Annotated in this window: 29 protein-coding genes and 1 pseudogene; 13 read left to right on the top strand and 17 right to left on the bottom strand. The window is 60.2% G+C overall.

Translation table 11 applies throughout. The features are described from left to right. Positions 1–62: 62 nt before the first annotated feature. From J5M66_RS16270 to J5M66_RS16240, 7 genes are all read right to left on the bottom strand, one after another. A complete protein-coding gene (locus tag J5M66_RS16270; protein ID WP_024013248.1) occupies positions 63–425 on the bottom strand; it encodes a Na+/H+ antiporter subunit G in 363 nt (120 codons plus the stop codon). Continuing rightward, on the bottom strand, positions 422–700 hold the full coding sequence (locus J5M66_RS16265; RefSeq protein WP_016775085.1) for a K+/H+ antiporter subunit F: 279 nt from the start codon (positions 698–700) through the stop codon (positions 422–424). The genes J5M66_RS16270 and J5M66_RS16265 overlap by 4 nt, the downstream gene beginning before the upstream one ends. After that, positions 697–1,185, bottom strand: a complete 489-nt coding sequence (locus J5M66_RS16260; RefSeq protein ID WP_123442242.1) for a Na+/H+ antiporter subunit E — start codon at positions 1,183–1,185, stop codon at positions 697–699. The genes J5M66_RS16265 and J5M66_RS16260 overlap by 4 nt, the downstream gene beginning before the upstream one ends. Further along, on the bottom strand, positions 1,182–2,861 hold the full coding sequence (locus J5M66_RS16255) for a monovalent cation/H+ antiporter subunit D (protein ID WP_207808587.1): 1,680 nt from the start codon (positions 2,859–2,861) through the stop codon (positions 1,182–1,184). The genes J5M66_RS16260 and J5M66_RS16255 overlap by 4 nt, the downstream gene beginning before the upstream one ends. After that, complete coding sequence (locus J5M66_RS16250; protein WP_016775082.1) at positions 2,858–3,202, bottom strand: Na+/H+ antiporter subunit C; 345 nt, start codon at positions 3,200–3,202, stop codon at positions 2,858–2,860. The genes J5M66_RS16255 and J5M66_RS16250 overlap by 4 nt, the downstream gene beginning before the upstream one ends. Continuing rightward, on the bottom strand, positions 3,202–6,120 hold the full coding sequence (locus J5M66_RS16245; protein WP_207808589.1) for a monovalent cation/H+ antiporter subunit A: 2,919 nt from the start codon (positions 6,118–6,120) through the stop codon (positions 3,202–3,204). The genes J5M66_RS16250 and J5M66_RS16245 overlap by 1 nt, the downstream gene beginning before the upstream one ends. Positions 6,121–6,358: 238 nt before the next feature. Beyond that, entirely contained in the window at positions 6,359–7,294 is a 936-nt protein-coding gene (locus J5M66_RS16240) for a DMT family transporter (protein ID WP_207808592.1), read from the bottom strand. An 85-nt stretch (positions 7,295–7,379) separates the two neighbouring features. Here J5M66_RS16240 and J5M66_RS16235 point away from each other — a divergent pair, with 85 nt between their 5' ends. The 3 genes and pseudogenes from J5M66_RS16235 to J5M66_RS26990 all read left to right on the top strand — a co-directional run. Beyond that, positions 7,380–7,943 carry an XRE family transcriptional regulator gene (locus J5M66_RS16235; protein WP_024013243.1) on the top strand — a complete coding sequence of 188 codons (564 nt, stop codon included), beginning with the start codon at positions 7,380–7,382 and terminating at the stop codon, positions 7,941–7,943. Beyond that, a complete protein-coding gene (locus tag J5M66_RS16230) occupies positions 7,944–9,347 on the top strand; it encodes an FAD/NAD(P)-binding protein (protein WP_207808594.1) in 1,404 nt (467 codons plus the stop codon). A gap of 67 nt (positions 9,348–9,414) precedes the next feature. After that, positions 9,415–9,525, top strand: a pseudogene (locus J5M66_RS26990) (DUF4381 domain-containing protein); the annotation flags it as partial. Between the two features lie 23 nt (positions 9,526–9,548). Here J5M66_RS26990 and ppnN read toward each other — a convergent pair. Beyond that, the gene (ppnN, locus tag J5M66_RS16225) at positions 9,549–10,922 is read right to left on the bottom strand and encodes a nucleotide 5'-monophosphate nucleosidase PpnN (RefSeq protein ID WP_073471165.1); all 1,374 of its coding nucleotides are present in this window, start codon (positions 10,920–10,922) and stop codon (positions 9,549–9,551) included. A gap of 222 nt (positions 10,923–11,144) precedes the next feature. Here ppnN and J5M66_RS16220 point away from each other — a divergent pair, with 222 nt between their 5' ends. Beyond that, positions 11,145–11,672, top strand: coding sequence for a DUF3087 domain-containing protein (locus J5M66_RS16220; RefSeq protein WP_038860192.1), 528 nt, complete (start codon positions 11,145–11,147; stop codon positions 11,670–11,672). Here the strand turns inward: J5M66_RS16220 and J5M66_RS16215 are convergent. Further along, entirely contained in the window at positions 11,669–12,055 is a 387-nt protein-coding gene (locus J5M66_RS16215; protein ID WP_024013239.1) for a DUF2784 domain-containing protein, read from the bottom strand. The two genes, J5M66_RS16220 and J5M66_RS16215, sit on opposite strands and share 4 nt — an antisense overlap. A gap of 129 nt (positions 12,056–12,184) precedes the next feature. On the opposite strand from J5M66_RS16215, the gene J5M66_RS16210 reads away from it, so the two are divergent. Then, the gene (locus J5M66_RS16210; protein WP_164488351.1) at positions 12,185–12,328 is read left to right on the top strand and encodes a hypothetical protein; all 144 of its coding nucleotides are present in this window, start codon (positions 12,185–12,187) and stop codon (positions 12,326–12,328) included. 44 nt (positions 12,329–12,372) lie between these two features. On the opposite strand, the gene J5M66_RS16205 is transcribed toward J5M66_RS16210, so the two are convergent. Both J5M66_RS16205 and J5M66_RS16200 read right to left on the bottom strand, forming a co-directional pair. Next, positions 12,373–12,645, bottom strand: a complete 273-nt coding sequence (locus J5M66_RS16205) for a hypothetical protein (RefSeq protein ID WP_016775076.1) — start codon at positions 12,643–12,645, stop codon at positions 12,373–12,375. A gap of 263 nt (positions 12,646–12,908) precedes the next feature. Then, on the bottom strand, positions 12,909–13,589 hold the full coding sequence (locus tag J5M66_RS16200; protein WP_207808597.1) for an SOS response-associated peptidase family protein: 681 nt from the start codon (positions 13,587–13,589) through the stop codon (positions 12,909–12,911). 197 nt (positions 13,590–13,786) lie between these two features. Here J5M66_RS16200 and J5M66_RS16195 point away from each other — a divergent pair, with 197 nt between their 5' ends. Then, complete coding sequence (locus J5M66_RS16195) at positions 13,787–14,686, top strand: polysaccharide deacetylase family protein (RefSeq protein ID WP_125918567.1); 900 nt, start codon at positions 13,787–13,789, stop codon at positions 14,684–14,686. A 105-nt stretch (positions 14,687–14,791) separates the two neighbouring features. Beyond that, positions 14,792–15,034: a DUF1652 domain-containing protein gene (locus J5M66_RS16190; RefSeq protein ID WP_016775073.1), complete on the top strand. Its 243-nt coding sequence runs from the start codon at positions 14,792–14,794 to the stop codon at positions 15,032–15,034. A 3-nt stretch (positions 15,035–15,037) separates the two neighbouring features. Here J5M66_RS16190 and J5M66_RS16185 read toward each other — a convergent pair whose 3' ends face one another. Then, a complete protein-coding gene (locus tag J5M66_RS16185) occupies positions 15,038–15,400 on the bottom strand; it encodes an NUDIX hydrolase (RefSeq protein ID WP_207808600.1) in 363 nt (120 codons plus the stop codon). Positions 15,401–15,618: 218 nt separating this feature from the next. On the opposite strand from J5M66_RS16185, the gene J5M66_RS16180 reads away from it, so the two are divergent. Continuing rightward, the gene (locus J5M66_RS16180; protein ID WP_016775071.1) at positions 15,619–15,816 is read left to right on the top strand and encodes a hypothetical protein; all 198 of its coding nucleotides are present in this window, start codon (positions 15,619–15,621) and stop codon (positions 15,814–15,816) included. Positions 15,817–15,872: 56 nt separating this feature from the next. Here J5M66_RS16180 and J5M66_RS16175 read toward each other — a convergent pair whose 3' ends face one another. Further along, positions 15,873–16,112, bottom strand: coding sequence for a hypothetical protein (locus J5M66_RS16175; protein ID WP_038862200.1), 240 nt, complete (start codon positions 16,110–16,112; stop codon positions 15,873–15,875). Positions 16,113–16,296: 184 nt separating this feature from the next. Between J5M66_RS16175 and J5M66_RS16170 the strand changes: the two genes are divergently transcribed. Both J5M66_RS16170 and J5M66_RS16165 read left to right on the top strand, forming a co-directional pair. Further along, positions 16,297–16,632, top strand: a complete 336-nt coding sequence (locus tag J5M66_RS16170) for a hypothetical protein (protein ID WP_016775069.1) — start codon at positions 16,297–16,299, stop codon at positions 16,630–16,632. A 189-nt stretch (positions 16,633–16,821) separates the two neighbouring features. Beyond that, complete coding sequence (locus tag J5M66_RS16165; protein WP_207808603.1) at positions 16,822–17,466, top strand: DUF6338 family protein; 645 nt, start codon at positions 16,822–16,824, stop codon at positions 17,464–17,466. A gap of 104 nt (positions 17,467–17,570) precedes the next feature. Here J5M66_RS16165 and J5M66_RS16160 read toward each other — a convergent pair whose 3' ends face one another. Beyond that, positions 17,571–18,470: a LysR family transcriptional regulator gene (locus J5M66_RS16160; RefSeq protein ID WP_016775066.1), complete on the bottom strand. Its 900-nt coding sequence runs from the start codon at positions 18,468–18,470 to the stop codon at positions 17,571–17,573. A 119-nt stretch (positions 18,471–18,589) separates the two neighbouring features. On the opposite strand from J5M66_RS16160, the gene J5M66_RS16155 reads away from it, so the two are divergent. Continuing rightward, on the top strand, positions 18,590–19,957 hold the full coding sequence (locus tag J5M66_RS16155) for an MFS transporter (protein WP_207808605.1): 1,368 nt from the start codon (positions 18,590–18,592) through the stop codon (positions 19,955–19,957). Positions 19,958–19,987: 30 nt separating this feature from the next. Further along, a complete protein-coding gene (locus J5M66_RS16150) occupies positions 19,988–21,262 on the top strand; it encodes a glucarate dehydratase family protein (RefSeq protein WP_207808608.1) in 1,275 nt (424 codons plus the stop codon). Between the two features lie 102 nt (positions 21,263–21,364). On the opposite strand, the gene J5M66_RS16145 is transcribed toward J5M66_RS16150, so the two are convergent. Then, positions 21,365–22,249 (bottom strand): LysR substrate-binding domain-containing protein, encoded by an 885-nt coding sequence (locus J5M66_RS16145; RefSeq protein ID WP_206422017.1) that lies wholly within the window; start codon positions 22,247–22,249, stop codon positions 21,365–21,367. A gap of 157 nt (positions 22,250–22,406) precedes the next feature. Between J5M66_RS16145 and J5M66_RS16140 the strand changes: the two genes are divergently transcribed. After that, entirely contained in the window at positions 22,407–25,433 is a 3,027-nt protein-coding gene (locus J5M66_RS16140; RefSeq protein ID WP_207808676.1) for an FAD-binding and (Fe-S)-binding domain-containing protein, read from the top strand. Here J5M66_RS16140 and J5M66_RS16135 read toward each other — a convergent pair. Both J5M66_RS16135 and J5M66_RS16130 read right to left on the bottom strand, forming a co-directional pair. Then, a complete protein-coding gene (locus J5M66_RS16135; RefSeq protein ID WP_207808611.1) occupies positions 25,366–26,052 on the bottom strand; it encodes a paraquat-inducible protein A in 687 nt (228 codons plus the stop codon). The genes J5M66_RS16140 and J5M66_RS16135 overlap by 68 nt on opposite strands. Next, positions 26,049–26,645 carry a paraquat-inducible protein A gene (locus J5M66_RS16130; RefSeq protein ID WP_122507947.1) on the bottom strand — a complete coding sequence of 199 codons (597 nt, stop codon included), beginning with the start codon at positions 26,643–26,645 and terminating at the stop codon, positions 26,049–26,051. The genes J5M66_RS16135 and J5M66_RS16130 overlap by 4 nt, the downstream gene beginning before the upstream one ends. Between the last annotated feature and the right edge of the window lie 30 nt (positions 26,646–26,675).

Genomic DNA, 26,675 nt, shown 5'->3' with positions numbered 1-26,675 from the left:
TCCCACAATGGAGGGCGCGGTCCTACTGTAGCGATGGCGCCATCACCGGCGCCACAAAATCATCAGTTACCACTTTCAGTCTGACGACTGCTCACCTCGGCCGGCACATCATCCCCGGCCATACGTTTGCGGAACAACGCCGCCCGCGCCAGCAGCAGGGTGGTCACCGGCACGGTGATCGCCAACAGGACCGGGATCAACCAGGCATGCACCACTGGTGCGGATTTCAATGCCGAAAAGCAGATGATCGACGCCAGTGCCACACACCAGGCACCGAGTGTCGAGGCCAGCGCTGGCGGGTGCATACGCTGGAAGTAATCCTTCATGCGCAGCAATCCTGTTGCGCCCAGCAGGGTAAACACGCCGCTGAGCACCAGCAGCACCGCCACCGGAATCTCGACCCACAAAGACAATTCGGTATTCATTCGATCACCTCGCCACGCAGCAGGAATTTCGCCAGGGCAAAGGAGCCGACGAAGCCGAACAGCGCGATCAGCAGCGCCGCTTCGAAGTAGGTATCACTGGCGTAACGAATGCCCAGGGTCAGCATCATCAGCATCGCGACGATATACAGGTAATCCAGCGCCAGTACCCGATCCTGTGCTGACGGGCCTTTGAACAGGCGCACCAGGGTCAGCGCCATCGCCACGCAGTACAGAAACAGCGTCAGCAGAATCGCATTCGACAGCAATGGACTCATTCGAAAATCTCCATCAACGGTCGCTCGTAAGTGCTTTTGAAGTGCTCGATGAACTGCGCTTCGTCGTGCAGATCCCAGACGTGCAGCAACAGAACGCTGCGGTCCAGCGCCAGTTCTGACCATACGGTACCGGGCACCACGGTGCAGATCATTGCCAGTGCCGCCAGACCATGAGCATCGCGCAGATCCAGCGGCACCTTGATAAAGCATGAGTTGGGCGGACGGCGTCCGGCGTTGACTACGCCCCAGGCGACGATCAGGTTGGACATGATGACGTCGCGGCCGACCAGGAAGAACAGACGCAGGATGGCGATGGGGTTGCGGATGCGCGCACGTTTCGGCCGCAATTTGCGCATCATCAGCGGCGCAGCGAGACCCAGCGCGGCACCGAGCAGCAGATTGCCCGGGCTGACGGACAGGTTCAGGGTCAGCCACAGAATCCACAGGGCCAGCGATAACCACGGAGCCGGGAACAGTCGATTCATGGCTGCACCTCGAGCATGTCGGCTCTGGCTTGCGGGCTCGGCACCGCCCGAGTGCCTAGAACTGCGAACACATATTGCTGCGGATTGTTCAGCGCATCGGCCGTGGCCTGGGTGTAGCGCAGCAGCGGTTCAGCCTTGAACGTAAGGGCAATGCTCAGCCCGAGCAGCAGGAAAATCGGCACGCATTCGAGTTTGCGCAGCAATGGTGACGGGCGCTCTTCCGGCGTCCAGAAGCGCTGAATGCCGAGGCGCGAGAAGGCCATCAGCGAGGCCAGACCGGTCAGGATCAACAGCGCCAGCAATCCCCATGCGCCGGGAGACAGCGGCGCCGCAGTGCCAAGTCCCAACGGGTTGAGCAATGCCCCGATCAGGCTGAGCTTGCCGATGAACCCGGACAGCGGTGGCATGCCGATGATCAACAGCGCGCAGGCAATGAAGCTCAAACCGAGAAAGGCCATGGTCCAGGGAATGACTTGGCCGACCACGGCTTTCTGCTCGTCGTCGAGGTTGATGCCCTTGGGCGGTTGCAGCGATTCCTGTGGACGCGGCAGCAGTTCGCTTTCGTCTTCCAGCGGAATTTCGTTGGCCGAGCGCGAGCGCTCGATCAGTTCGGCGAGCATGAACAATGCGCTCAGCGCCAGGGTCGAGCTGACCAGATAGAACAGCGCAGCGCCGATCAGGTTCGGCTGGGCGAAGCCGATCGCCGAGAGCAGGATCCCCGCCGACACCAGAATGCTCAGGCTGGCCATGCGCTCCAGGCGTTGCGCGGCGATAATCGCCAGCCCTGCGCAAGCCATGGTCGCCATGCCGCCGTAAATCAGCCAGTCGCCGCCGAAGAATGCCGAGGCGCCGGCCTGGCCGGAAAACAACAGGGTCCACAAGCGCAGCAGGGTGTAGACGCCGACCTTGGTCATGATCGCAAACATCGCCGCCACCGGCGCGCTGGCCGAGGAATAGGCCGGCACCAGCCAGAAATTCAGCGGCCACATGCCAGCCTTGGCCAGAAACGCTACCGCTAGAATCCCTGCCCCAGCGTGCAGCAAGCCACGGTCGGCTTCCGGCACCAGCGGGATCTTCATCGCCAGATCGGCCATGTTCAGCGTGCCGGTCACCCCGTAGATCAACGCAGCGCCGATCAAAAACAGTGACGATGCCAGCAGGTTGATCGAAATGTAATGCAACCCCGACGATACCCGCGCCCGGCCAGAGCCGTGCAGCAATAAGCCGTAGGACGCGGCGAGCAACACTTCGAAGAACACGAACAGGTTGAACAGATCCGCCGTCAGGAACGCGCCATACAGCCCCATCAGCTGGATCTGGAACAGAGCGTGAAAGCTTGAGCCGGCGCCGTCCCAGCGGGCCATGGCAAACAGCAACGCGCTGACGCCGATAACGCCGGTCAGCACCAGCATCAGTGCCGACAGGCGATCAACCACCAGAACGATGCCGAACGGTGCCTGCCAGTTGCCCGGCAGATACACACCGATGGAGCCGGGTACGCCGGTGGTCTGCGTCCATTGCAGCAGCATCACTGAAATGAACAGGCCGAGGAGGCTGGAGAACAGGTTGATTTTCGCCTTCAGCGGCCGATGCTTTTCGCCGAGCATCAGCATGATCGCGGCGGTCAGTAGCGGCAGCAGGATCGGTGCGGCGATCAGGTGAGTCATCGCCATCATTCTTTAGGCTCCCGGCCGTCGACGTGGTCGGTGCCGGTCAAGCCGCGCGAGGCGAGCAATACGACGAGAAACAGTGCGGTCATGGCGAAGCTGATGACGATCGCCGTCAGCACCAGCGCCTGGGGCAGCGGGTCGGTGTAATGCAGCAAGTCCTGGGTCACGCCGTCCTTGATCACCGGTTCCTTGCCGATGAACAGGCTGCCCATGCTGAAAATGAACAGGTTCACTGCATACGACAACAGACACAGGCCCATGACCACCTGAAAGGTTCGCGGGCGCAGGATCAGCCAGACCCCGGACGCGGCAAGAATGCCGATGGCGATTGCGATGACTTCTTCCATCAGACGGCTCCTTTGCTGGCGACGGACTTGGGCAGCGAGGCCGTCTTGTGGCCGCGCACCGATTGGTGGGCGAGGGCGGTGAGGATCAACAACGTCGATCCGACCACCACGGCGTACACGCCGACGTCGAAGAACAGCGCACTGGCAATATGAATATCACCGAGCAACGGCACGCTGATGTGCCAGGTGTGAGTGGTCAGGAACGGATAACCGGCCAGCAGCGCACCGAGACCGGTGGCAGTGGCGAACAGCAGCCCGGTGCCCATCCAGCGCAATGGCCGCAGGCTCATTTGTGCTTCGACCCACTGCGTGCCGGCAACCATGTATTGCAGGATGAAGGCCACCGACATCACCAGCCCGGCGACAAAACCGCCGCCCGGCTGATTGTGCCCGCGCATGAACAGATAAAACGACACCACCAGCGCGACAGGCAGCAGCAGGCGCACCAGTACCGCCGGCACCATCATGAAGCCGAGCGCGGTGTCGCTGGCCGAACGCGGGTTGACCAGATCGGTGACCACGTCCGGTGCCAGCAGACGTTGCTGGGCCGGCAACTGCAAGCTTTCCTTCGGCGGACGGAAGCGCCGCAGCAGGGCGAACACGGTGAGCGCCACGGCGGCCAGCACGGTGATTTCGCCGAGGGTATCGAAACCTCGGAAGTCCACCAGCATCACGTTGACCACGTTGCTGCCGCCGCCTTCGGGCAGGGCGCGACTGAGGTAGAACGAGGAAATATGGTTCGGCGTCTGCCGGGTGAGCATGGCGTAGGACAGCAGGGCCATGCCGGCGCCGACGGCAATCGACAGCAGTAAATCGCGCAGACGACGAATACGCGCCTTGCGCAGGCTGCTCGGCAATGGTGAGACTTCTTCGATGCGTCGCGGCAACCAGCGCAGGCCAAGCAGGATCAACACCGTGGTCACCACTTCGACTGCCAGTTGCGTCAGCGCCAGATCCGGCGCCGAGAACCAGACGAAGGTCACGCAGGTCATCAAGCCACAGACGCTGACCATGGTCAGTGCAGCTAGACGGTGATATTTCGCCTGCCAAGCGGCGCCAAGCGCACAGGCGATCGCCAGCAGCCACAGGGTCACGAAGACAATGGATCCGGGGATTTTCGGCCGGTCGCCCCAGGTCAGCGTGCTGTGCAGCATCGGGATCAGACCGGCGAGCACGGCGGCCGAAACCATCAGGAACAGCTGCATCTGCAAGCGCTTGGTGCCCAGTCGCCGCTCGACGCGCCGGGCGATGCGCATCATTACGACCAGGCTGCGTTCGAACAAACGCTTGCCGTTGAAGCGGCCCACCAGTGGCGGGTACTTGAAACGGCCCAGCTTGAACTGCTTGCGCAGCAGCAGATAGAGGAGGATGCCGCCGGACATGGCGATCAGGCTCATGATCATCGGCGCGTTCAAGCCGTGCCAGATGGCCAGGCTGTATTCCGGCAACTCCCCGCCAACTACGGGCAGCGCGGCAGCGGCGAGCAGTGGGCCGACGATCTGCGCCGGGAAAATCCCCACCAGCAGGCAAGTGAAGACCAGCAACTCGACGGGTGCGCGCATCCAGCGTGGCGGCTCGTGCGGCGTATGCGGCAGGTCAGTGGCGGTGGGGCCGAAGAACACATCGACGGTGAAACGCAGGGAGTAGGCGACGCTGAACATGCCGGCGATGGTCGCGACGATCGGCAGACTGGTTTCGACCCACGCGGTGGCGTTGATGAACACGGTTTCGGCGAAGAACATTTCTTTCGACAGGAAACCGTTGAGCAGCGGCACGCCGGCCATTGAGGCGCTGGCGACCATGGCCAGCGTTGCCGTATAGGGAATCAGCTTGATCAGGCCGCTGAGTTTGCGAATGTCACGGGTACCGCTTTCGTGGTCAATGATGCCGGCGGCCATGAACAGCGAAGCTTTGAACGTCGCGTGATTGAGAATGTGAAACACCGCCGCCACCGCGGCCAGTGAACTGTTCAGGCCCAGGAGCAAAGTGATCAGACCGAGATGGCTGATGGTCGAGTAGGCCAGCAAACCTTTGAGATCGTTCTGGAACATGGCGCAGTACGCGCCGAGCAACAGCGTACAGGCGCCCGCTCCGCTGACGATGTAGAACCATTCCTCACTGCCGGACAGCGACGGCCACAGACGTGCCAAAAGGAAAACCCCGGCCTTGACCATGGTCGCCGAGTGCAGATAGGCCGAGACGGGTGTCGGCGCCGCCATGGCATGGGGCAGCCAGAAGTGAAACGGGAATTGCGCGCTTTTGCTCAGCGCGCCGATCAGGATGAGTGGCAGAAGAACGGGGTAGAGGGCATGTGCGCGAATCAGATCGCCGGCGGCCAGGACCTTGTCGAGGTCATAGCTGCCGACGACATGGCCGAGAATCATGACCCCCGCCAGCAGACATAATCCGCCGGCACCGGTGACCATCAGCGCCATATAAGCACCGCGCCGCGCATCGGCGCGGTGGTGCCAGTAGCCGATCAGCAGGAACGAGAAGAGGCTGGTCAGCTCCCAGAAAAACACGATCTGAATCAGATTGCCGGAGATCACCAGGCCAAGCATGGCGCCCATGAATGCCAGAAAAAACGCGAAGAAGCGTGGCACCGGGTCGTCCGGCGACATGTAGTAACGGGCATATAAGGAGACAAGTGTGCCGATACCGAGCACCAGCATCGAGAACAGCCAGGCGAAGCCGTCCATGCGCAGAATGAAGTTCAGCCCGAGGCTGGGCAACCACATGAATTCTTCGCGGATCACGCCGCCGTGAGCGATCTGCGGGTACAGCAACGCGACCTGAACGGTGCCGACCAAAGCGACCAGGCCCGCCAGCAGGGATTCGGCATTACGCGCATTGTGCGGCAGCACCGCTGCCAGACAGCTGCCAATGAACGGCAGAAGCAGTAGAACTATCAGGGACATAGGCTTCTAATCTGCGGAAGTTTGTGAAGCATCATACGTGCCAGCTCCCTGATCACCAAACGCGAGGATGTCTCAGAATCCTACAAAGTAGTTGGGAATTTTGTGTTTGGCGCTGTTTCAGGAGCAACGAAGGTGCGGCGCATTCGCGAGCAGGCTCGCTTACACACTGGAATGCATTTCAAAAGGTGGTAGCGAGCCTGCCCGCGAAAGCATGGGTACAACGATAAAAGATTGCGGGTCACGCCTGCGTTTCCCGCTCCAACTCAGCTTCTGCCTCGGTGGACCTTCCTTTGGTCGTCAGCTCACTGATAATCACCGCCGCCACAATCAACCCGGCCCCAACCAGCGCAATTGCTGGCAAGCGCTCCCCGGCAATCCGTCCGACAATCCCGGCCCACACCGGTTCACCCGCATAGATCAACGTCGCCCGAGTCGGCGAAACACTCTTCTGTGCCCAGTTCATCGCTACCTGAATCGCCGCACTCGCTGCGCCCAGGCCCAAAGCCGTCGCCAGCAACAACCAGGAAAAATCCGGAATCACTTCACCGGTCGGGACTACCAGCAAGAACGACAACACCGCCGTCACCGCCAGTTGCACCACCGTCACTCGCCGCACATCCACCTGCCCGGCGAAAGTGCTGATCAAAATGATTTCAGCAGCAATCGCAACGGCGCTGATCAATGTCGCAATTTCTCCGGGACTGAAATTCAGCGCCGCCCCTGAGGGACCCGACAACAACATCAAACCGGTAAACGCCAGCATGATCCCGATACTTGGCATCAACCCCGGACGCCGTCCCAGCACCAGCCATTGCAGCAGCGGCACAAACGGCACGTACAGCGCGGTAATGAACGCCGACTGACTGCTCGGAATGCTTTGCAGCCCGACCGTCTGCAAGCCATAACCAAGCATGATCGCTACACCGATGAACGACCCTGCCTTGACTTCGAACAAGGTCAACTCGCGCAGGTGCCGCCAGGAAAACATCGCCACGATCGCCGCCGCTGCGGCGAAGCGCAAGCCGACGAAAAACATCGGGCCACTGACCGTCATGGCATGTTGCACAATCAGAAACGTGCCGCCCCAGATCATGGTGATCAGCACCAGCACGCACTCGGCTTTGCTGAAGCGGGAGAAGCGGATTGGGGACGCAGAATTGTTTGGCGACATCATGACCTTGCGCACATTAAAAGGGAGGCCGCACAATGCCGCCAACGTTGCGCAGTATACTGCCCAACCCCACCGAGTGAGCAATATAGTGCACAAAGATTTGACTCAGCGAGCCTCCGTTCTGCAACACGTCAGCCAGAACGTTCGACGCTTGCGCCATGCTGCGGATATGAGCCAGACCGCACTGGCGGAAAAATCCGGGGTGAGCCGACGGATGCTGGTAGCAATCGAGGCAGGCGAAAAGAATGTCAGCCTGACTACGCTTGATCGCGTCGCCGAAGCGCTCGACGTTGCCTTCAGCGATCTGATCCAAGCGCACGATGCGCGCGATCCGAGCCGGATCAATGAGGTTGCCTGGGCGGGCACGATTCCCGGCAGCAGAGCCGTGCTACTGTCCAAAGCCACCGCGAGCCGCGAAGTCGAGCAATGGGAATGGTGTCTGCAACCGGGCGAAGTTTATCCGTCGCAACCGGACGCCGATGGCTGGAGCGAGCAGATCTACGTATTTGAAGGATGCCTGACACTGATGCTCGGCGATCAGGCGCAGCACATCAATAAAGGAGAGTTTTTCATGTTCGCCAGCAATCAACCGCATGCCTACCGCAACGATGGCGATGTGGCTGCGCGGTTCGTGCGTAATGTGGTGATCTGAATGGAACAGCCTGCGGACATCCTGATCATCGGCGGCGGCCTCAGTGGCACCATGCTGGCGGTGCAATTGTTACGCCTGCCTGGGCAACGACGAATTGCGATTATCGAGCCGCGTGCTGAACTGGGACGTGGCGAGGCTTACAGCGCAGTCGAGTTGGGACATACGCTGAACGGCAACGCGGCGCGGATGAGCGTCGACCCGGATAATCCTGATGATCTGACGCAGTGGCTGACGGCGCATATTGCCGGCGGCGGCTGGCCGGAATCTGCCGAGCAGGACGTGCCGGTCAGTGAGCTGTTTCCGCCGCGTGGCCTGTTCGGGGTCTATGTGCAACAGCGTCTGGCTGAGGCCCGGGCGGTGGGCGCGCTGCAAGGTTCGAGCGTAGAACACATCTGTGCTGAAGCCGTTGACTTGCAAAGCGGGACCGGCTCAATGCAGCTCACCCTGAGCGATGGCCAGGTTTTGCGTGGAGCGCAGGCAGTGCTGGCCACCGGCATGTTCCCCGCCGCTCGCACGCCGCAGACCCAATCGAGTGGCCTCAATGCCGCCGCGCTGGACCCTTGGGATGTCGCTGCGATGCGCGAACTCGACCCGCAGTCCACCGTGCTGATCATCGGCTCCGGTCTGACCATGGTCGATGCCGTGGTGTCGCTGGAGCAGGCCGGGCATCGCGGGCCGATTGAGGTGTTCTCCCGGCATGGCCTGCTGCCGCACGTGCGCCGTCAACCGCCGGCGTGGGTGGATTTTCTGGCAGCAGATCACAACATTCGTACGCCCCGCCAGTTGCTGCGCGAGTTGCGTCGACATTGTCGCGACGCAGTCGCCCAAGGCATCGACTGGCAGGCGCCGCTGGATACGGTTCGCGCGCACATCGCGCGGTTGTGGAGTCAGGCGACTGACGTGCAGCGTCGACAATTCGTACGGCATGTACGGCCATGGTGGGAGAGTCATCACCATCGTTCGCCGCCACTGAGCGCCGAGTTGATCGAACGGCTGCACAAGCAAGGGCGCTTGCGCATTCACGCCGCGTCTTTCAAGGGCATTGAGCCCGGCGCGGGCGATGCTGTGACCATTCGCATCCGTCCGCGGGGTGAGACTGAAACAGGCGTGGTCAGCGGTGCGGCGCTGATCAATTCCAGCGGTATCGAATACGACTGGCGGCGAGTCGCACGACCGTTGCCGCAGCAATTGCTGGCGCGGGGACTGGTGCAACCGGGGCCGCTGGCGCTGGGGATCACAGCAAAGGACGGCGCAGTGGTGGATGCCGAAGGGCAGGTGAGCGCTCGGTTGTTTGCCATGGGCCCGCCGTTGCGCGGGATGTGGTGGGAGAGTACGGCAGTGACGGACGTCGCTGCGCAGGCTAAAGCGTTGGCTCGGCGGTTGGTGGATAGCTCGAAAGATTGAAGTGTTCTGTCGGGCTTCTTCGCGAGCAGGCTCGCTCCCACAGGGGGATTGAGGTTGTGACTCCAATTTGCGCCACACCATAAATCCTGTGGGAGCGAGCTTGCTCGCGAAAGCGTCATCTGATTCAACGTCTCTGTTGAATGAAAGACCGCTATCGCTGGCAAGCCAGCTCCCACAATGGGTGTGCGTTACGACTTGAAATTACGCGACGACGCGATAGCACGGCACATACGCCGCGCCACCCGGCAACTTCATCCGGTGCTGGGCGACGAAGGCCTTTAGCAGCGCATCAAGCGGCTGCATGATCGCCGCATCACCACGGATCTGATACGGCCCGTGCTCTTCGATCAGGCGAATGCCTTTGTCCTTGACGTTACCGGCGACGATCCCGGAAAACGCCCGACGCAGATTGGCCGCCAGTTCATGCGGTGGCTGGTCGCGATGCAGTTTCAGGTTGGCCATGTTTTCGTGGGTTGGATCGAACGGACGCTGGAAGCCCTCATCGATCTTCAACAGCCAGTTGAAATGGAACGCATCGTTACGCTCGCGGCGGAACTGCTTCACTGCTTTCAGGCCTTGAGTCATCTGCCGCGCCACTTCGGCCGGGTCGTCGATGATGATCTCGTAATGCTGCTTCGCCGCTTCGCCGAGGGTCGCGATGACGAACGCATCCAGCTGTTCCAGATACGGCGCGGCATGCTTCGGCCCGGTGAGGATGACCGGGAAGGGCAGGCCTGCGTTGTCCGGGTGCATCAGGATGCCGAGCAGGTACAGGAACTCTTCGGCCGTACCGGCGCCGCCCGGGAAAATGATGATGCCGTGGCCGACACGGACGAAGGCTTCCAGACGCTTTTCGATGTCCGGCAGGATCACCAGCTCATTGACGATCGGGTTCGGCGCCTCGGCGGCGATGATGCCTGGCTCGGTCAGGCCGAGGTAGCGACCGCCGTGAATGCGTTGTTTGGCATGGGCAATGGTCGCGCCTTTCATCGGGCCTTTCATCACGCCAGGGCCGCAACCGGTGCAGATGTCGAGGCTGCGCAGGCCCAGTTCGTGGCCGACTTTCTTGGTGTATTTGTATTCTTCGGTGTTGATCGAGTGGCCGCCCCAGCACACCACGATTTTCGGCTCGACGCCCGGGCGCAGGGTGCGCGCGTTGCGCAGCAGATGGAACACGTAGTCGCTGATGCCTTGGGAATTGCTCAGGTCGATGCGCTGGCTGTCGAGTTCGTTCTCGGTGTAGACGATGTCGCGCAGGGCGCTGAAGAGCATTTCGCGGGTGCTGGCGATCATCTCGCCGTCGACGAACGCGTCGGCCGGAGCGTTCAGCAGCTCCAGGCGTACGCCGCGATCCTGCTGGTGAATACGGATTTCGAAGTCCTTGTAGGCTTCGAGGATGGTCTTTGCATTGTCGACATGCGCGCCGGTGTTGAGGATGGCCAGGGCGCACTGGCGGAAGAGGGTATAGGTGCTGCCGGATCCGGCTTCGCTCAGTTGCTGAACTTCACGTTGAGAAAGGGTTTCCAGACTGCCTTTCGGGCTGACCGAGGCATTGATTACGTGTCGTTGGGTCATGCAGTGATCCTTAAAACGATGTCATCCACAACGCAGCGGATGGCATCCGAATAGTGTGTATCCATGAATGAAGATGGCACGATCTGCGTTATACCGCCATGTCCCGTTGGACTTTGAAAAGATGAAAAGGAGCCCCAGCATAGCTAAAACCCGGTGCGATGCGATAATGCGCCGGCGAGTTTTTTCCGTTGCGCGTTTTGTCACTCAAGGAAGTCATTTTCGATGTTCGAGATTCAGCCGATGGACCCCGCTACCTTTCGTCAGCAGACCCGCCGTAGCACGATCATCATCGCCGTGCTGTTTCTGCTGCTGGCCATGCTGTTTTCGTCGGTTGCGGTGGCAGTGTTCGGTGAACCCGACGGGGATAACCTGCGTTTCAATGTCGGCGGCGTATTCGTGGCGTTTCTGCTGACGGCGGCGCTGTTGCGCGGGCGTTTCTGGCATCAGACCTGGATGGCCCCGGCGGTGTACAGCTGGCGCCTCAAGCGCAATCTGATGAGCATCACCAATGTCATGCATCAGGTGACAGCGGCGGTGCAGAACAACGATCCGACGGCGATGAAGGTGTTGCGTTTCTATCACCTCGGATTGCTGCAAATGCATGAGCTGGACGGCAACTCCAGCGATCATGGACAACTGCGTGACGAAGTCGAACAGCACAAGGCGCGGATGCAGGCGCAGGGACTTGATTCCGACCAGCCACGCTTCGATCCGCAGTGGCTGGAAACGTTGAAACCGGCCTCGCGTTAAAACGGAATGCGCCGGGCGCGGCGCAATTTCCATGAGCGCAGCAGTCGTGCGTACACCAACAGGTTGACCGCCAGCACCACGCTGCCGAGGGCCAGTTGAATCTGCGGCGTCAGACCGGCCGGGTAGATGATCGGCCAGATGTAATGCTCAATGAAGCCGCCGGCGTATTCGGTCTGTCCGGCCGCGTGGCGCATGAGGTTTTCCCAGTAGGTCAACGGACAGGCCAGGTGCAGCACCTCGACCGCCACGCCCCATGCGGCCGCCGGCAAGTGCAACCACATCAATCGTGGCCAGCGCAGCACCAGCAGCCCGCCGAACAGCACGAACAAGATGAAACACAAGTGAAACAGCACCAGCCCGTCGGCGGCGATTCGGTAGAGCATGGCGTCTTCCTGACGTAAGGGTGGATGGCGCTATGGTACGCCGCGCGGGACAAAATTCCTTGGTGAATTCGGGCGCGCAAAAGTGTTCTACCCTTTAACGATCATCAACTGTTCTGAGGTGAGGTGCACATGGCAACTGAGCAAACGCGTGCGGAAGATGATGAGCCAACAGAAGAAGAAATCGAGCAGCAGAAGAGGCAGGAAAAAACCTGGAAGCACGATGACAGCCGCGAGCTGTCGGACCGCGATCAGGAGCGTCCGCTGAAACCTTGAACAACGCATACGAAGAGCCCCGCAGCAGCGGGGCTCTTCGCGTTTCAGAGGTCTGCCAACTGCGTGAAATCCGGGTAGGTCGCGCGATACCCCAACGTTCGATCGATCCACGCATTGAGCTCATTGACCATCACCGGCGGATGGCCGGGATAACCCTCGAGGGTGCTGCGCAGGGTGCGTTCGATATCGGGCACGCTGTGCAGGTTTCGGGTCTTGATGTAATGGCCGATAAAACAGTCGAGTTCCAGGCGTTCTGTCTTGGACAGATGGACACACTTCAGGCCGCTGACCTGTTTGATTGCAAAATCGTCGCTCACTTATTTCTCTGCAAGGCTTGAAAGTTGTTGATGGATTCCTGATTTCTTTGACTCTTTGGTCAACTGGTATACCAATCGGAAAGGCGGCGCGCATGCTATCCGCAGCGCGGGAAAATGTATGTATGACTGTCGAAATGTCTGACAGGCGGTTGATTCGCTCAAACGGCTGTTTTACGGGCGTTGTATCGCGGTTGAAACACTTTTTGTAACGCAGGGGACTCAGTGGCGGCGTTGCTTGATTAACGCAAGGATGGACGGATTATTTAGTCGACTCGTTCTATCAATTGCGCACCTTGATTACGCGTATTGCCGACCGCTTTGCCGACTTTGTACCATTCGAAGGCATCACTGGGCTCGCCTTCAAACAGCAGCATCTGCTCGGCGCGCTCCACTGGCGTAGCCGGATCAAGCCATTCCCGAGCTCGCGCCGAATCGAAGACCACCGGGCGGCGGTCGTGAATATCGAGCAGGCCGCCCAGGCTGTCAGCGGTGATGATGACGAACCCGTCGTCCTCCCTCGGCGCAACCCCCGGTGCCGGAAACTGGCCGATACCGGCACAGAAGACCGGAGCCTGATCCGCCCGACGGATCAACCAGGGCTGTCGGGATTTTTCCCCGCTATCAACCCACTCAAACCAATTGTCGACCGGAACGATCAGCCGCTGCCGCCAGATCGCCCGGAAGAACGCGCCGTGGGCGACTTTCTCTACCCGTGCGTTGATGGGCGGGGCACGATCCTTGGCCCAATGCGGCCGCCAGCCCCAGCGCAGATTGTCGGCATGAATGGCCTGTTCGTGCTGGTGCAGAACCGCCAGCGCAGTGGTGGGCGCTGCGTTGTAGCGATTGAGCGGCGCATCGCCGACGTGATTGATCAACGCATCGGGGATGCTCAGCACCGCAACGAAATCGTGAATCCCACGGTACTGCGTGAGTCTTCCGCACATGGATGAAATCTCCTTGAGGAAATTTGAGTCTAGTCGGACCTGCCAATGTGCCGGCCGATGACGCACTGAAAGCAGCACCGGAACCAAACCCTGTGTACCTTATCCAACCTGCGCTCGCGGATAGCCGCGCAGGGATGGACAAAGGCGATGGAGGTTTGCCATTCGACAACACGACGGCCGCGGCCTCAGGGCAAGACATGACATCCGGATGCAAACTTCTTTGTGCTGCGCTCATCGCGCTCGGTCTGGCCGGCTGCATCGCCGCGCCGATTGAAATGACCACGCAAACCGAAACGCGCCTGATGGCCCAGGCCCCCGTACGTTTTCTCCTGACGTTCGACGATGGCCCCAGCGCTTCAGGGTTGTGGAATCCCACGGCGACGGTGCTCGACAGCCTCAAAAGCAATCCGCTGCAGGCAAATATCAAAGCCGTGTTTTTCGTGCAGACCCGAGCACCCAGGGCAGGCAATAGCGAGATCGGTCGCAGCCTGATGCGGCGTGAACACGCCGAGGGGCATATTCTCGGTTTCCACACCGCGACTCATTGGCACACCAACCATCGCTCGCTCGACCCGCAAGAACTGGAGCAGTCGCTGACCGATGGCAGCGCTGACATCGCCGCTATCACCGGGGCGCAGCCCAAGCTGTTGCGCCCGCCGTTCTGGAACTACGACAAGCGCACATTTGCGGCCTATCAAAAACACGGCTTGCATGTCTTGCTCACGGACCTGAGTGCCAACGACGGCAAGATTTGGGGCTTCAACGCCAGCCCTCGGCGTCGGGCGAACATGCTGCGGCAGTTATCGGAAGTGCGCGAGCTTATCGCCGTGGGTCAATTGCCGACGGTGGATGGCGTTATTCCGGTCGTGGTGACGTTCCATGACCTCAATCGCTACACTGCGCGCCACACTCGCGAATATCTGCAGATTCTGCTCGATAGCGCGGCGGCGACCGGGGTCAGACTGGCGGACAAGCCGTTCTACGACAATCAGGCCGCACTGGAAAAAGCTGCGTTGGCGCGTACGGTTCAGCAAAGCGCTGAGCCGGTGAATCTGCCCGGAATGTGGAACTGGATCTGGGATCACGACGCGCATTGAACGGCATGAGTGAGTTGTGATCGGCTTGGCATTCTCGAGCGGGCAGTAAACACACCGTGGGTCTATGCTCGATGGATCGATTCTCCGCCTGCGAGGCGCCCGTCCATGCTTGCCATTGCCGATATTTGCCGGATCGTCGAGTCAGGCTTCCCCACGTTCAAGTGTGATTGCACACCGACCGGACAAGGTCTGTTGCGGATCAAGGTGTATGAGCCGGGCAGTGGGCGTGTCGAGTTGTTGCTTGACGGCGTTTCTCCCGAGCATCTGGTGACGATTCGCGATATTTCAAATTTCATTGGTGAGTTGCGCACGGAAATCAGCGCCGGTCGCCGGGCGTTCGCTGGCTGATCGTTATAAACGCCGTTGAAAGGCCTGCACGATGCGCCTTGTCGCTTCATTGGTTTCAAGATTGTGCACGGCATCGAGCGGGTACCAGATGCAATCGACGATTTCGTTCTGCGGGCGCACATCGTCGAGGTTGACCACCGAAGCCTCGTACACATGATGCCGCGTACTGCCCGCCTGAAAATCCATCAGGTACAGGACGTCCTCCGCATTGAGCCCGGTTTCCTCCTGCAACTCGCGCACGGCTGCCGCCGCACGGGTTTCCCCGGCTTCGACCTTGCCGCCGGGTAATGACCAGTGATGGCGGGGTTTGCGTACCAGGAGGATATGGCGATCCTGCTCGCAAATGACGGTGGCGCGTACTTTCATGATTGCCCTGTTGATGCGTGTCATAAATCTGTAATCAATCTGCAATATTCGAGCCGCAAGCGGATTTAAAGGTTCCCTCTTGATTCGGAGCCATTTGCGTAGCAAAAAGTGCCAGTGAATTGACATGTGCCAGGGCGAATCCGGTTTACACCGCAGCGGGGAGCGGGTGTAAGGTAAGCCCGTACACCGAAAACACCGTTGACGAAATGGAGGTGCTCATGAGCATTCCAATGCTGAACAAGCTGCACATGAACGGTTATGACGTGCTTAGCGTGAACAACGGCCCATGGCGGGTTTGCACTCAGGGCGACCGGTTGGCGTCATTCACCAGCAGGGAGGAAGCGATGGCCTATGCGGCGGCGCTTCCTGGTTACAAGCAACGCGCCAAGCGGGTGCAAAGCCAGAACGTGAATTGACGCGTTATAACGAAAGAGCCCCGGTTTCGACCGGGGCTTCTTGTTTGGATCAGGAGTCAGTGCACCTTGATTCGGCTGATGGTCCGGGCTTTTACCTCCCTGGCATAGATCTGCAATCTCTCCTCGTCGTTTTGCAGGATTGTGCAAGACCGCAACACAGTCTGGGCGTCTGCCTCGTTACCTGATTTGCGCAATTGTTCGGCAATGCGCTTGAGGTCGACCGCCGACCACCTCAGGTCCGACGCCACGCTTTGCAAATCCCGTTGAAGTTCGTGTTCGTATTCATTGAGCCGCATGATCACCTCCAGAACATTCTCGGTAGAAAAGAGTAGTCGCATTTTTCCACCTGGGGCCAGGCCATCTGACGCCCGGCTGAACCGATGTAAAAAATTGTCCAAACCCCGGTAACGGCGGGGTGCCACGATGGATGTGCACGCCGTTAAACGGTACATTCACGTTTTTTCGGAACAGGTAAACAGCATGCGCGTATGGATCGGCACTTTTGCACTGGCCCTGTTGACGGGTTGCTCGTTACCAGCATCGCTGGTGCCGGGCGAGCCAAACCTCAGCAAGACCAGTGACAAGCCTCCCAAGGAATATGCCGCGTGTTTGTTACCGCTGTGGCAGAAGGACGTGGCCAAGACTTCGCAGACGTCGATTTCCAACGGCTACCGGATTACCGCGCCGAGCATTATCACGGCGGATGAGATTCTCGATATCGTCAAGTACAAGGATGGCAGCAAGGTGTCCCTCTATCAGGGGCCGCCTTGGGCCAAGTCCGGATCGCTGCGCCAATCGGTGCGTGACTGCCTGTAACCGGGCGCCCGGATCTCAAAAAAGGCAGACACCGAAGTTCGGTGTCTGCCTTTTTTCATTGGATGGAGACTCCCGCCAAACGCTCGCAATGAGCTGTGACAGTTGCCCGCGAGGCGCAGCAGGATCCTTGACTAGGCTTTGAATGTCGGCCCGTGACGGGATCGGCATGACTGAAAGGAGTCTCGGATCATGGATGATCTGGTCAAGGACATCATTCCGCTGTTGCAGTATCTAATCCCAGGTTTTCTATCGACCTGGATCTTCTATTCACTTACGGCATTCAAGCGACCGGATACGTTCGGCCAGATCGTGCAGGCGCTGATATTCACATTTGTGATTCAGGGCGCGGTGTTGGTGGTGGGCAACCTCTGTTCGTGGATTGGCTCGAAGAGTTTTTCATTAGGAAACTGGGATGATCGGGCGCAAACGCTCTGGGCATTTATGTTTTCGCTGATGCTGGGATTGTTTGCCTGTTACCTGGCTACGAGTGACAAATTGCACGGCTGGTTACGTAAGCGAAACGTCACGAAACAATCTTCTTTCCCCAGTGAATGGTTCTGCGCTTTCGCCCAACATGAGCGCTTCATAACTCTGCATTTGAACGATGAAAGGCGCGTATTTGGCTGGCCGGTCGAGTGGCCACGGGAATCATCCAATGGTCAGTTCATCATGAAATATCCGCGTTGGCTCACGGATGATGGCCAACCTGCATCTATTGGCGCGGAGTTTTTGTTGATAGATTCCGCGAAAGTCAAATGGGTCGAGTTCAGCCCAGTATCAGAGGGATCAACATGCCAACTGCCAGAGCACCACAACCCATGCCAAAGCATTTAGAGCGACTCTTTGTCGGGCCGGACGGAAAAATGCTGGACGTGCCCTTGATCAAAGGCCCCAGTGCGCCGCCGCCTCTGAAACCACGGTCTAGACGATAAACTTCTTCAGCCCCAACCCTGCACCACCGCCCGGCGAATCGCCTCCAGCAACATCGCGAACGCCGGGTTGTCATTGTTCTCACGCCAGATCAGATGCAGCTCGCTTTGCACCCCTTCGCCCAGATCGATCTCGCGAAACACCACATTCCTGAACACCACGCTGGTCGCGCAACGCGGTACCAGCGCCAGACCCATGCCAGCGTTGACCAGCGCCAGAATGGTCAGCGACGAGCCCAGCCACTGCACGTAATCCGGCGCCACCCGCGCTGAGCGCAGCGTGCCGGTCAACAGTTCGTTGAACGGCGGATAGGCTTCATGGGAGTACATCAGGAACGGTTGTTTATCCAGATCAGCCACTGATACCTCAGCTGCATTGGCCAACCGATGCCCGCTCGGCACTGCCAGCACAAATGGTTCGCGCACCAGGCATTCGGTGGCATAGCCCGGTTCCTGCAATGGCGCTCGGGCAATGCCCAGGTCGATACGGCGAGCGCGCAAGGCCTCGTGCTGTTGATAGGTGTTCATTTCTGCCAGATCGATTTTCACCTGGGGCTGCTTAAGTCGCGCTTCGGCGATCACCTTGGGCAGAAACTCATACACCGCGCTGCCGACAAACGCGATGTTTACCGAACCAATATCGCCCTCGGCAAACCGGCGTGCGGTGATCGCCGCTTGCTGGGCGCGCTCCAGAAGATTCTGCGCCTCAACGAAAAAAGCCCGGCCCGCCGCCGTCAGCGCGACGCTTCGGGTGCTGCGGGTAAACAATTCGACGCCAAGGTGATGCTCCAGCAGCTGAATCTGCCGACTCAGTGGCGGCTGGGTCATGTTCAGGCGCTCGGCGGCGCGGCGAAAGTTGAGTTCGGTGGCGACCGTAGTAAAGCAGCGCAGCTGGGTAAGTTCGAACATTGATCTAATCCGGGTATCAATCGAATGCCTGTTTAGATTAGACGGGATCAATGCGCGACGTCCATGATCGGCTCATCGCTTCAAGTCATCCCTAAAAAAACAAGATCGGGAGTCGCCCCTTGAAAACCCTCCAGAGTCCGACGGACATCACGGTGCTCGCCCGCGCCGCCGCCAAGGTCAAACGCCACGTGCTGCCGCTGTTCGTGGTGATGTTCATCGTCAACTACATCGACCGAGTGAACATCGGTTTCGTGCGCAGCCATCTGGAAACCGATCTGGGTATCGGCGCAGCGGCTTATGGACTGGGCGCCGGGCTGTTTTTCATCGGTTACGCACTGTTCGAAGTGCCGTCCAACATGCTGTTGCAGCGCTACGGCGCGCGGGTCTGGCTGACGCGGATCATGTTCACCTGGGGCGCCGCAGCCATGGCCATGGCGTTTGTTCAAGGTGAAACCAGTTTCTACGTGCTGCGCTTTATTCTCGGTGCGGCCGAGGCCGGGTTTTTCCCGGGGATCATTTATTACTTCACCCAATGGCTGCCGGCGTCCGAGCGCGGCAAAACCATGGCGGTGTTTCTCAGCGGCTCAGCGATTGCCTCGGTGATTTCCGGCCCGGTGTCCGGTGCGCTGTTGCATATCAGCGGATTGGGCATGCACGGCTGGCAGTGGATGTTTCTCATCGAAGGCGCAGCGTCGGTGGTGTTGTGTGCTTTCGTCTGGTTCTGGCTGCAATCGCACCCGCGTCAAGCCAAGTGGCTGAGCGAGGAAGAGCGAGACGCACTGGTCGCGGCGATTGCCGAGGAGCAGCGCGCTCGCGAAGCGGTACAAGTCGCCAAGCCGTCGATGTTCAAGCTGTTGGCTGACCGACAGATCGCGCTGTTCTGCTTCATCTATTTTTCCATTGCCCTGACCATTTACGGCGCGACGTTCTGGTTGCCGAGCATGATCAAGAAGATGGGTAACCTCGGAGATTTCCAGGTCGGGCTGCTCAATTCGATTCCGTGGATCATTTCGATTGTCGCCATGTATGGCTTCGCAGCGATGGCCGGCAAATGGAAATTCCAGCAGGCCTGGGTCGCGCTGACCCTGGTGATCGCGGCGGTCGGCATGTTCATGTCGACCACTGGCGGGCCGGTGTTTGCCTTCGTCGCCATCTGCTTCGCCGCTATCGGTTTCAAAGCAGCGTCGGCGCTGTTCTGGCCGATTCCGCAAAGCTATCTGGACGCGCGCATCGCTGCGGCGGTGATCGCGCTGATCAATTCCATCGGCAACCTGGGCGGCTTCGTCGCGCCGACCGCGTTCGGCATTCTCGAACAAACCACCGGCTCCATCGAGGGCGGCCTGTATGGCCTGGCGGCGACTTCTCTGATCGCCGCCGTGGTGATCTTCTTCGCCCGCACGGCGCCTGGCGCCAAAGGTAAAACCCCGGCAAAGCCAAGTGACGAAGCCGCCGTTGTGGCGCCGGCTCGTTCGGCTGCGAGCCACTGAATCGATTGTTGATCTGTCAGGAGCGTTATCTTGAAAATCACCCGTGTCAGCGTCACCCCGATTGCCTTCCGCGATCCGCCACTGCTCAACGCCAGTGGCATCCACGAACCTTTTGCCCTGCGCTCGATCATCGAGATTGAAAGTGACAACGGCTACATCGGCCTCGGCGAAAGCTACGGCGATGCCCCGGCGCTGGCGATCCAGCAACAATTGCAGAGCCAATTGATCGGTCTTGATCCGTTCAACCTCAATCAGTTACGCGCGATCGTGCAGGCCACCGTGGCGGCAAATAAACCGGCGAGCATTGCTGGCGCTGAACTGGCCCCCGGTTCCCACGCCAGCAAAGCGGTGAGCAATGCCTACTCGGCATTCGAAGTAGCGTTTCTTGATTTGCAGGCGCACTACCTGAACGTGCCGCTGGTGGACCTGCTCGGCGGGGCGATCCGCGATGAAGTGCCGTTCAGCGCTTACCTGTTTTTCAAGTACGCCGAGCATATCGACTCGCCCTACAAGCCAGACGACTGGGGCGAGGCGCTGAGCGAGCAGCAGATCGTCGCGCAGGCAGCGCGGATGATCGAAGCGTACGGATTCAAGAGCATCAAGCTCAAGGCCGGCACCTTGCCGCCGGAGCATGAAGTGGCTTGTATCAAGGCACTGAAAAAAGCCTTTCCGGGATTGCCGCTGCGCATCGACCCGAACGGCAACTGGTCGCTGGAGACGGCGATTCGCATGGCCGAACTGCTCGGCGATGATCTGCAGTATTACGAAGACCCGACCCCGGGCCTTGATGGCATGGCTGAACTGCACAAGCGCACCGGTCTGCCCTTGGCGACCAATATGGTCGTCACTGATTTCGACGAGTTCCGCCGCAGCGTTGCGTTGAACAGCGTGCAGATCGTCCTCGCCGACCACCATTACTGGGGTGGCCTGCGGGATACGCAGACACTGGCGAAAATGTGCGACGTGTTCGGCCTCGGCGTGTCGATGCATTCCAATTCGCACCTGGGCATCAGCCTGATGGCCATGGCGCACGTCGCGGCGGCGGTGCCGAATCTGGATTACGCCTGCGACACCCACTACCCGTGGCAGGAGCCGGACGAGGAAGTGATCAAGGGCGGCAAGCTGTCGATTGTCGATGGCTGCGTGAAGATCACCCGTGCGCCGGGGTTGGGGCTGGAACTGGACCATGAGCAACTGGCCAAGCTGCATGATCAGTACCTGACGTGCGGCATTCGCCAGCGCGATGATGTGCGGCAGATGCAGCGGTACAAGGCGGATTGGCGGGCGGTCAAGCCGAGGTTTTAAGGTCGTTGCGACTGGCCTCTTCGCGAGCAGGCTCGCTCCCACAGGTAAATGCATGGCAACTGTGGGAGCGAGCCTGCTCGCGAATGGCCGCGACGCGATCCTTCAGAGGGTATCAATCAGCCAATCCCTGAACGCCTTCAACGAAGGCAGATTCTCATTACGCGGCGGATACACCAGGTAATAGCTGCGTCGGCTGGTAATCGGCTCGCCCAGTTGCAGCAATTCGCCCTTGAGCAATTCCTCCTCGACCAGAATCCGCGGCACCAGGCCGACGCCGATATTGGCGCGTACTGCCTGAATCAAGTGCGAGGTCATTTCGAAGCTCGGCCCGATCCGCATGCTGCGATGCGGCAGTTGATGATGGCTGAACCATTCCGCCCATGCCTGGGCATTGCTGCTGACGTTGAGCAGTAATTGCCCGGCAATGTGGCGCTCGGCCTCGTCGCGTTCAGTCGCCGACAGCTGCGCGCTGGCAATCGCCACCAATTCTTCGGTGTGCAGGGGCAGGGCGGTCAGGCCTGGCCACTCACCGCCGCCGACACAGATGGCCGCGTCGATTTCGCTGGTGTCGAAGTCGATGGTTTCGATCCGCGAATGCAGGTGCACGGTCATGCCCGGGTGCGCCGTGTAGAAATCCTTCAACCGTGGCAGCAGCCATTTCGAACCGAAGGTCGGCAGCGTCGCCAGGCGCAGGCTATGGATGCCCGAACCAAATGCCATCGCCTGCAAGGTTGCGCTGCGAATCTGCCCGAGGGCTTCGCTGAGCTCGCGCTGATACATGCGCCCGACATCCGTCAGCACCACCTGCCGGCCTTCGCGGCTGAACAGGCGCATGCCGAGCATCTTCTCGAGAATCTGCACCTGGCGGCTGACCGCGCTCTGTGTCAGCGACAGCTCATGGGCGGCGCGGGTGTAGCTCTCGTGGCGAGCGGCGGCCTCGAAAGCCAGCAGCAGCGACATGGACGGTGTGAGGGTGCGCGGATTCATTCATAAAACTCATCGATAGCGGGTCGAATTTACGCTTGTTCCATGGCTGGCCAGCAATGAGTATGGGCGCAATCAGATGGCGGAGCCTGACGCAATCATTCCTTGCGCACAACTGTTCACCGCCACACAGCCCGATTTGACCGAGATGACCCGACCGATGATTGCCCAGCTGTCGCCTGCCAAAGCCCTGACCGGCGATTACCAACAATTTCTCGCCGCCCTGAAAGACAGCGGCTTTCGCGGTGAAATCAGCGCCGATTACGCCAGCCGCGTGGTGCTTGCGACCGACAACTCGATCTATCAGCGCTTGCCGCAAGCGGCGGTGTTTCCGCTGGATGCGGACGATGTGGCACGGGTGGCGCGGCTGATTGCCGAACCGGCGTACGAGAAAGTGGTGATCACCCCGCGCGGCGGTGGCACCGGCACCAACGGTCAATCGCTGACAGACGGCATCGTCGTCGACCTCTCACGGCACATGAATCGCATTCTGGAAATCAACGTTGAACAGCGCTGGGTGCGGGTGCAGGCCGGGGTGGTCAAGGATCAGCTCAACGCCGCGCTGAAGTCCGCCGGGCTGTTTTTTGCTCCGGAACTGTCGACCTCGAACCGCGCCACGGTCGGCGGCATGATCAACACTGACGCCAGCGGCCAGGGCAGTTGCACTTACGGCAAGACCCGCGACCATGTGCTGGAACTTGAAATGATCCTGCGCGGCGGCGAGCGTTTGCGCGGTCTGCCGCTGGCCGAGGATGAGCTTGCAGCGCAGTGCGCCCGCGATGATCGCGTCGGCGAAGTCTATCGTTGTGCGCGGCAGATCATTGATGAACAGGGCGAGCTGATCAAGGCACGCTTTCCCGATCTCAACCGCTGCCTGACCGGTTATGACCTGGCGCATCTGCGCGAGGCCGATCAACGCTTCAACCTCAACAGCGTGCTGTGTGGCGCTGAGGGCTCGCTGGGCTTCGTCGTCGAAGCGCGGTTGAACGTACTGCCGATTCCCAAGCACACGATGCTGGTGAATATCCGCTATGCCGGGTTCATGGATGCCTTGCGTGATGCGCGGGCGTTGATGGCGCTCAAGCCGTTGTCGATTGAAACCGTCGACTCCAAGGTCTTGCTGCTGGCGATGCAGGATATCGTCTGGCACGGCGTTGCCGAATATTTTCCGGAAAACGCTGAGCGGCCGACTCTGGGTATCAATCTGGTCGAGTTCTGCGGTGACGATCCCGAAGATCTGCAACGCCGCGTCGAAGCGTTCCTCGAACATCTGCAAAACGACCGCACCGTGGAGCGCCTCGGACATACACTGGCGATCGGTCAGGCAGCGGTGAACAAGGTCTACGGCATGCGCAAGCGGGCGGTGGGCCTGCTCGGCAACGTCGCCGGTGAAGCCCGCCCACAGCCGTTCGTTGAAGACACCGCAGTGCCGCCGCAGCATTTGGCCGAATACATCGCCGAACTGCGCGAGCTGCTCGACAGCCACGGTTTGCAGTACGGCATGTTCGGCCATGTCGACGCCGGCGTACTGCACGTGCGGCCGATTCTCGACATGAAAGACCCGCAGCAAGCGGCGCTGGTACGCCCGGTGTCCGATGGCGTCGCCGCGTTGACTCAGCGCTACGGCGGCCTGCTCTGGGGCGAGCATGGCAAGGGCCTGCGTTCGGAGTACGCGCCGGCATTCTTCGGCGAGTTGTACCCGGCGCTGCAAGCCTTGAAAGCCGCGTTCGACCCATTCAACCAGTTCAACCCGGGCAAAATCGCTACGCCGGCCAACAGCGGCGCAGCACTGCTGAAGATCGACGAAGTGACCCTGCGCGGCGAGCTGGATCGGCAGATCGACGAAAAAGTCTGGCAAAGCTACGGCGCGGCCATGCATTGCAATGGCAACGGCGCCTGCTACAACTTCGATCCTGATGACGCCATGTGCCCGTCGTGGAAAGCCACCCGCGAACGCGCGCAGTCGCCCAAGGGCCGCGCTTCACTGATTCGAGAATGGCTGCGGTTGCAGGGCGAGGCAGGTGTCGACGTACTCTCGGATGCGATTCGCAAACCGGCGTTTTTCCGCTCGCTGTGGCAGCGCTGGCGCAACAGTCGCGATCCATCGGCGGATTTTTCCCATGAGGTGTACGACGCCATGGCCGGTTGTCTGGCCTGCAAATCCTGCGCGGGGCAGTGCCCGGTCAAGGTCAACGTGCCGGAGTTTCGCTCGCGTTTTCTCGAGCTGTATCACAGTCGTTATCTGCGTCCGGCACGGGATTACCTTATTGCTTCGCTGGAATACACCATTCCGTACATGGCGCGGATTCCGGCGCTGTACAACGGTTTGATGGGCGCGGGCTGGGTGCGTGGCGCACTGGCGCGGATCGGTGGCATGGTCGATGTGCCGTTGCTCAGCCGTTTCGATTTCCAAGCGGCGATGCGCCGTTGGCAGGTGCAGCCAGCAACGGTTGCAACGCTGTCGGCACTGACCTCAGAGCAACGCGAACGCAGCGTGGTCATCGTGCAGGATGCCTTCACCCGCTACTTCGAAGCGCCGCTGCTGGCTGATCTGGTCGAGCTGACTTCGCGCCTGGGTTATCAGGTCTATCTCGCGCCGTTCAGCGCCAACGGCAAGCCGCTGCACGTGCAGGGCTTTCTCTCGGCGTTCAATCGCGCGGCGTTGCGTAACGCTGAGCAGTTGCAGGCGCTGGCGCAGACCGGCGTGCCGCTGCTGGGGCTGGATCCGGCGATGACTCTGGTCTATCGCCAGGAATACCTGAAAGTACCGGGCCTGAATGAGTGCCCAGAAGTAGCGCTGGTTCAGGAATGGTTACTCAAGGTCATGCCGGAGCAGGCGCCTGAGGCTCAGCCCAAAGCGTTCCGTCTGCTCGCCCATTGCACGGAGAAAACCAACGCGCCGGCCGCGGCCCGCCAGTGGGAACAGGTCTTCGAACGTGCCGGTCTGAAGCTGGCCACGCAGGCTATCGGTTGCTGCGGCATGTCCGGTACCTACGGCCACGAAGCACGCAATCGCCAGACCTCGGCAATCATTTACGAGCAATCGTGGGCGCGTCAGGTGCAGGCTCCGGCGGAGCAGGGCGAGGCGTTGGCGACCGGCTACTCTTGCCGCAGCCAGGTCAAGCGCCAGTCGGATCAGGCGCTGCGCCATCCGTTGCAGGTGCTGCTCCAGACGCTGCGTCGCTGACCGTGTCGCTGGTGTCCTTGTCCCAGATCAGGCGCGGGTCGAAACTCATCGCCGCGAGCATGGTGAACACCACGACCAGGCCGAAGAACAGGATGCCCGGTCGTGGCTCGATATCGCCCAGCGCCTGGAACTTCACCAGCGCCGCGACCAGCGCGACCACCAGCACATCGAGCATCGACCAGTAGCCGATCAGTTCGACGAATCGGTACAGCTTCGAACGCTCCCTGCGCGCCCAATCGCTGTTGCGCTGTACTGTGACCAGCAGCAAAGTCAGGGCGACGAACTTGACCCCCGGCACCGCGATGCTCGCGATGAAAATGATCAGGGCAATGTCCCACGCTCCGGCCTCCCAGAACTCCAGCACGCCACTCATGATCGTGCTGTCGGCGCCGTTGCCGAGCATCACCGTATTCATCACCGGCAGCAGGTTCGCCGGGATATAAAACGCCAGGGCGGCGAGCATGTAAGCCCAGGTTCGCGCCAGCGAATTGGTCTTGCGCCGATGCAAAGGCGCATCACAGCGTGGGCATTCGTGTGGCTCGTCGGTCATGTCGCAGGCCAGGCCACAGCTGTGGCACAGGCACAGGTTGAGTTCGGTGGCGGTCGGTGGACGCTTCATAAAATGTCCCAGAGTTCGCGGATGTCACGGCCGGCAATGCGGATCATCATCAGGCTCAGCACCGCCAGGGCGAACAGGCCGATTCCCGGAAGCACATCGAGCAGGCCGGCGAGTTTGAACACCGCGACCATCGCCCCCAGCAGACACACCTCAAGCATGCTCCACGGGCGCAGGGTTTCCAGCCAGCGCATGCACAGATTGAACCCCGGTGCCCGCCTCATGCCGAGGGCGAAACTCAACACCCAGACCAGCAACACTAGCTGAAATGCCGGGGCGATGATGATTGCGATCGCCGCGACCATGGCGATAAAGGTGATCGGCCCCTGGCTCAGCGCGAGTACCGAATCCCATAGGGTCGCGCTGTTTTTCATGCCTTTGAGGCTGATGCTCATCACCGGGTAGAAATTGGCGAACAGCCACAGCATCGCCGCCGTGAACGTCAGCGCCAGACGCTGCTCGATGGTCAGGCCGTTGAAGCGCTGCAGCACGCCACCGCAGCGCACGCACAGGGTTTTCTGGTGTTTGGCGAGCACGACTTTCTCGTACACGCAATCACAGTGCTCGCAGATGATCAGGTGTTCGGTGTTGACCATGGACAGCGCTCAAGGGCAGGACGGACCTGT

It is taken from the genome of Pseudomonas sp. 67(2021) (assembly GCF_017491835.1).
GTDB classification, from domain to species: Bacteria; Pseudomonadota; Gammaproteobacteria; order Pseudomonadales; family Pseudomonadaceae; genus Aquipseudomonas; species Aquipseudomonas atacamensis.
Note: the sequence above shows the minus strand (reverse complement) of the source record. Positions and strands in the feature narration are given on the sequence as shown.

Excerpts from the sequence above, each read along its gene's own strand:
- J5M66_RS16270 (WP_024013248.1), bottom strand. The coding sequence starts at position 425 with ATGAATACCGAATTGTCTTTGTGGGTCGAGATTCCGGTGGCGGTGCTG.
- J5M66_RS16265 (WP_016775085.1), bottom strand. The coding sequence starts at position 700 with ATGAGTCCATTGCTGTCGAATGCGATTCTGCTGACGCTGTTTCTGTAC.
- J5M66_RS16260 (WP_123442242.1), bottom strand. The coding sequence starts at position 1,185 with ATGAATCGACTGTTCCCGGCTCCGTGGTTATCGCTGGCCCTGTGGATT.
- J5M66_RS16255 (WP_207808587.1), bottom strand. The coding sequence starts at position 2,861 with ATGATGGCGATGACTCACCTGATCGCCGCACCGATCCTGCTGCCGCTA.
- J5M66_RS16250 (WP_016775082.1), bottom strand. The coding sequence starts at position 3,202 with ATGGAAGAAGTCATCGCAATCGCCATCGGCATTCTTGCCGCGTCCGGG.
- J5M66_RS16245 (WP_207808589.1), bottom strand. The coding sequence starts at position 6,120 with ATGTCCCTGATAGTTCTACTGCTTCTGCCGTTCATTGGCAGCTGTCTG.
- J5M66_RS16240 (WP_207808592.1), bottom strand. The coding sequence starts at position 7,294 with ATGATGTCGCCAAACAATTCTGCGTCCCCAATCCGCTTCTCCCGCTTC.
- J5M66_RS16230 (WP_207808594.1), top strand. The coding sequence starts at position 7,944 with ATGGAACAGCCTGCGGACATCCTGATCATCGGCGGCGGCCTCAGTGGC.
- ppnN (WP_073471165.1), bottom strand. The coding sequence starts at position 10,922 with ATGACCCAACGACACGTAATCAATGCCTCGGTCAGCCCGAAAGGCAGT.
- J5M66_RS16220 (WP_038860192.1), top strand. The coding sequence starts at position 11,145 with ATGTTCGAGATTCAGCCGATGGACCCCGCTACCTTTCGTCAGCAGACC.
- J5M66_RS16215 (WP_024013239.1), bottom strand. The coding sequence starts at position 12,055 with ATGCTCTACCGAATCGCCGCCGACGGGCTGGTGCTGTTTCACTTGTGT.
- J5M66_RS16210 (WP_164488351.1), top strand. The coding sequence starts at position 12,185 with ATGGCAACTGAGCAAACGCGTGCGGAAGATGATGAGCCAACAGAAGAA.
- J5M66_RS16200 (WP_207808597.1), bottom strand. The coding sequence starts at position 13,589 with ATGTGCGGAAGACTCACGCAGTACCGTGGGATTCACGATTTCGTTGCG.
- J5M66_RS16195 (WP_125918567.1), top strand. The coding sequence starts at position 13,787 with ATGACATCCGGATGCAAACTTCTTTGTGCTGCGCTCATCGCGCTCGGT.
- J5M66_RS16190 (WP_016775073.1), top strand. The coding sequence starts at position 14,792 with ATGCTTGCCATTGCCGATATTTGCCGGATCGTCGAGTCAGGCTTCCCC.
- J5M66_RS16185 (WP_207808600.1), bottom strand. The coding sequence starts at position 15,400 with ATGAAAGTACGCGCCACCGTCATTTGCGAGCAGGATCGCCATATCCTC.
- J5M66_RS16180 (WP_016775071.1), top strand. The coding sequence starts at position 15,619 with ATGAGCATTCCAATGCTGAACAAGCTGCACATGAACGGTTATGACGTG.
- J5M66_RS16175 (WP_038862200.1), bottom strand. The coding sequence starts at position 16,112 with ATGCGGCTCAATGAATACGAACACGAACTTCAACGGGATTTGCAAAGC.
- J5M66_RS16170 (WP_016775069.1), top strand. The coding sequence starts at position 16,297 with ATGCGCGTATGGATCGGCACTTTTGCACTGGCCCTGTTGACGGGTTGC.
- J5M66_RS16165 (WP_207808603.1), top strand. The coding sequence starts at position 16,822 with ATGGATGATCTGGTCAAGGACATCATTCCGCTGTTGCAGTATCTAATC.
- J5M66_RS16160 (WP_016775066.1), bottom strand. The coding sequence starts at position 18,470 with ATGTTCGAACTTACCCAGCTGCGCTGCTTTACTACGGTCGCCACCGAA.
- J5M66_RS16145 (WP_206422017.1), bottom strand. The coding sequence starts at position 22,249 with ATGAATCCGCGCACCCTCACACCGTCCATGTCGCTGCTGCTGGCTTTC.
- J5M66_RS16140 (WP_207808676.1), top strand. The coding sequence starts at position 22,407 with ATGATTGCCCAGCTGTCGCCTGCCAAAGCCCTGACCGGCGATTACCAA.
- J5M66_RS16135 (WP_207808611.1), bottom strand. The coding sequence starts at position 26,052 with ATGAAGCGTCCACCGACCGCCACCGAACTCAACCTGTGCCTGTGCCAC.
- J5M66_RS16130 (WP_122507947.1), bottom strand. The coding sequence starts at position 26,645 with ATGGTCAACACCGAACACCTGATCATCTGCGAGCACTGTGATTGCGTG.